Here is a 4064-nt window from a genome sequence, read left to right as displayed (position 1 = left end):
CGCACCGCCACCTGGTCCTCACCGAAACCAGCCAGCACCCCGACCACACGTGACAGCGCACGCTCGTCCAGCACCTCCGGCAGGTCGACCAGACCACCCCAGCGCTCCGGCACCTCCAGCGCAGCCACCCGGCCCAGACCCCACACCTGCGCCTGCACCGGCGACACCAGCCGGTCCGAACGGCCGACCGACACCGCACCCCGGGTCAAGGACCACAACCGGCCGCCCACCCCGGCATCGCCCAGAGCCTGCACCAACGCCACCGTGCCGGCGAGGTCCAGCAGCGACACCACACCCGCGTACGCGCCGGCAACCAGCTCCGCCAGGGCCGCACGGTCCGTGCCCGGCTCGACCTCGACCCGGCGCACCTCAGCACCACGCCCCACCAGCGCGCCCACCACCGGCCCGGCAACGTCGCCCCCGGCCGGCACCACCATCAGCCACGCACCCGACAGGCGATCGGCGGCAGGAGCGGTCAGCGGCGTCCACGTCACGCGGTACCGCCAGCCGTCCACCTCCGACCGCTCCCGGGCCTGACGACGCCACGCGGCCAGTCCGGGCAGGACACTGCCCCAGGCGGTCGTGGCCTCGGTGTCGAGTGCGGCGGTCAGCGACGCGAGGTCCTCGCGGTCCACCGCATCCCAGAACCAGGCATCCGCGGCGTCGGATGCGGTGTCGCGGACGACCTCTGTGGAGGGCTCCGGCCAGAACCGCTGCCGCTGGAACACGTAGGTCGGGAGGTCCACGCGCCGAGCGCCCGAACCGGCGAAGTACGCGTGCCAGTCGATCGCGAGGCCTCTGACATGGGCTCGCGCGAGGGCGTCGCCCAGGCTCTCGGCCTCAGGGCGGGCGGCGCGCAGGACCGGGACGAAGGCGGCGCCCTCGGTGTCGACGCACTCCTGCGCCATCGCCGACAGCACACCGTCCGGACCCAATTCCACGAACGTGCTGACCCCGGCCGCCTCCAACGCACGCACACCGTCCAGGAAGCGCACGGCCTCCCGCACATGCCGCACCCAGAACTCCGCCGACGCCATCTCGTCCGTGACCACGGCACCGGTCAGGTTCGAGACGACCGGGATCCGCGGCACCTCGAAGGACAGTCCGAACACCACCTCACGGAACGCCTGCAGCATCCCGTCCGTGTGCGGGGAGTGGAACGCGTGGCTGACCTTCAGCCGCTTCGACTTCCGCCCCTCGAAAGACCCCGCAACCGCCGTGGCCGCGTCCTCGTCACCGGCGATGACCACCGACGAAGGGCCGTTCACGGCAGCGATACTCACGCGGTCGTTCAGCAGCGGCAGGACCTCGTCCTCCGAAGCCTGCACCGCGATCATCACGCCGCCGGCCGGCAGCGCCTGCATCAACCGGCCCCGCGCCGCCACCAGCGCACACGCATCATCCAGCGAGAAGACACCCGCCACGTGCGCCGCGGCGATCTCACCCACCGAGTGCCCCGACACGAAGTCCGGTCGCACACCCCACGACTCGACCAGCCGGAACAGCGCCACCTCCACCGCGAACAGCGCGGGCTGCGCGAACTCCGTACGGTCCAGAACCCCCGCGTCCTCGCCGAACAGCACATCCCTCAACGGCACATCGAGGTACGCGTCCATCCGGGCGCAGACCGCGTCCAACGCGTCCGCGAACACCGGATGGGCCTCGTACAGCTCACGCCCCATCCCCAGGCGCTGACTGCCCTGCCCCGTGAACAGGAACGCCGTACGCCCGTCTTCCACCGTGCCGGAAGTGATGGCGGGGACGTCGTCACCGGAGGCCAGCCGCGCGAGCAGGTCCGCCACCTCGGCCGTGCTGTCCGCCAAGACGACCGCACGATGGTCCAGGTGCGCGCGACCGGTTGCGAGGGAGTAGCCGAGGTCGACGGGCCGCAAGGCGTTGCCATCCGCCGTCCCGGCCTCTGACAGGCGCGCGCTGAGGGCGGCTGCCTGGGCGCGCAGGGCCTCGGGGGACTTGGCCGACAGGAGGTACGGGAGCACGCCGGGCGTACGCGACGGAGACTCGGCGGCATCGGGCGCGGGCTCCGGGGCCTGCTCGATGATCGTGTGCGCGTTGGTGCCGCTGATGCCGAACGACGAGACGCCGGCCCGGCGCGGACGCGTGGTGTCGGGCCACTCGACGGACTCGGTCAGCAGGGAGACGGATCCGGCCGTCCAGTCGACGTGCGGGGTCGGCTCGTCCACGTGGAGCGTCTGCGGCAGCACCCCGTGCCGCATCGCCATGACCATCTTGATGACGCCCGCGACACCGGCCGCCGCCTGCGTGTGGCCGATGTTCGACTTGATGGAACCGAGGAGCAAGGGTCGGCCCTCGGCGCGCTCCTGGCCGTAGGTGGCCAGCAGGGCCTGGGCCTCGATCGGGTCACCCAGCCGGGTGCCCGTGCCGTGGGCCTCCACCGCGTCCACGTCCGAGGCCGCCAGCCCGGCGCTCGCCAGGGCCTGGCGGATCACCCGCTGCTGCGACGGACCGTTCGGCGCCGTCAGACCGTTGCTCGCACCGTCCTGGTTCACCGCCGAGCCCCGCACCAGCGCCAGCACCGGGTGGCCGTTGCGGCGCGCGTCCGACAGCCGCTCCACCAGCAGCATGCCGACGCCCTCACCCCACCCCGTACCGTCCGCAGCCGCCGCGAACGCCTTGATCCGGCCGTCCTCCGCCAGACCCCGCTGGCGACTGAAGTCGACGAAGGTCTCAGGCGTCGACATCACCGTGACGCCGCCCGCCAGCGCCATGGAGCACTCGCCCTGCCGCAGCGCCTGCACCGCCCAATGCAACGCCACTAGCGACGACGAACACGCCGTGTCCACGGTCACCGCCGGCCCCTCAAGCCCCAGCGCGTACGACACCCGACCCGACATCACACTGCCCGCGGTCCCGGTGCCGATGTGTCCTTCCAGGCCGTCGGGCTCGCGGGCGACGAGGGAGAGGTAGTCCTGTCCGTTGGTGCCGACGAAGACGCCCACCTGGCTCCCACGCAGCGAGGCCGGATCGATCCCGGCCCGCTCGAACGCCTCCCACGACGTCTCCAGCAGCAACCGCTGCTGCGGGTCCATGGCCAGCGCCTCACGCGGCGAGACCCCGAAGAAGTCCGCGTCGAACTCCGAAGCGCCGTCCACGAAGCCGCCTTCGCGGGTGTACGACGTACCGGCACGGTCCGGGTCGGGGTCGTAGAGCTGTCCCAGGTCCCAGCCGCGGTCGACGGGGAACTCCCCCACCGCGTCCGTCCCCGTCACCAGGAGCCGCCACAGGTCCTCGGGGCTTCGCACACCACCCGGGAAACGGCAGCTCATCGCTACGATCGCGATCGGATCGTCGTCCGTGGCGACCACCGCGGGCAAGTCGACGTCCCCGGAGGGGGCCGTCCCCAGCAGCTCACCCCGCAGGTATTCCGCCAGCGCAGCGGACGTCGGATAGTCGTAGACCAGCGTCGCCGGCAACCGCAGCTCCGTCGCCGCACCCAGCCGGTTCCGCAGCTCCACCGCGGTCAGCGAGTCGAAGCCCAGCTCCTTGAACGCCCTCCCGGCCCCCACCGCATCGACACCGGCATGACCAAGAACGGCCGCCACCTGGGTACGCACCAGGTCCAGCAGCATCCGCTCCTGCTCAGCCCCGGCAGCAGAGGCCAGCCTGCCGACGAAGGACGCGGAATCGACGGCCCCGCCGGTTGCGTCCGCCGAGGCAGTCCGCGCCCTGCCCGCTTCGCAGGCGACCCGCAGTTCGCTGAACAGCTCACTGTCGCGGACGGCGGTGAATCCTGCGAGGAAGCGGTCCCATTCCACGTCCGCCACGGTGAGCGCGGCCTCACCGGAACCGACCGCCTGCTGCAAGGCGTTGACCGCCAGATCCACCCGCATCGGCGGCACACCATCACGACGCATCCGGGCGGCCAACGTCTCGTCGGCCGCCATGCCGCCCTCGGCCCACGGACCCCACGCGATCGACGTCGCCGCCAGACCATCCGCACGACGCTGCTCCGCCAACGCATCCAGGAAGGCGTTCGCAGCGGCGTAATTACCCTGACCCGGCGTACCGACCGTGCCGCTCATCGA

1 protein-coding gene is annotated in these 4064 nt (G+C 72.0%); it reads right to left on the bottom strand.

Features of this window, described 5'->3' with window-relative positions; all coding sequences use genetic code 11:
• On the bottom strand, nucleotides 1–4064 hold a 4064-nt coding region (locus tag ACFZAU_RS41710; RefSeq protein WP_500556589.1), incomplete at both ends, for a type I polyketide synthase.

Source organism: Streptomyces sp. NPDC008238 (assembly GCF_042956445.1).
GTDB lineage: Bacteria > Actinomycetota > Actinomycetes > Streptomycetales > Streptomycetaceae > Actinacidiphila.
Note: the sequence above shows the minus strand (reverse complement) of the source record. Positions and strands in the feature narration are given on the sequence as shown.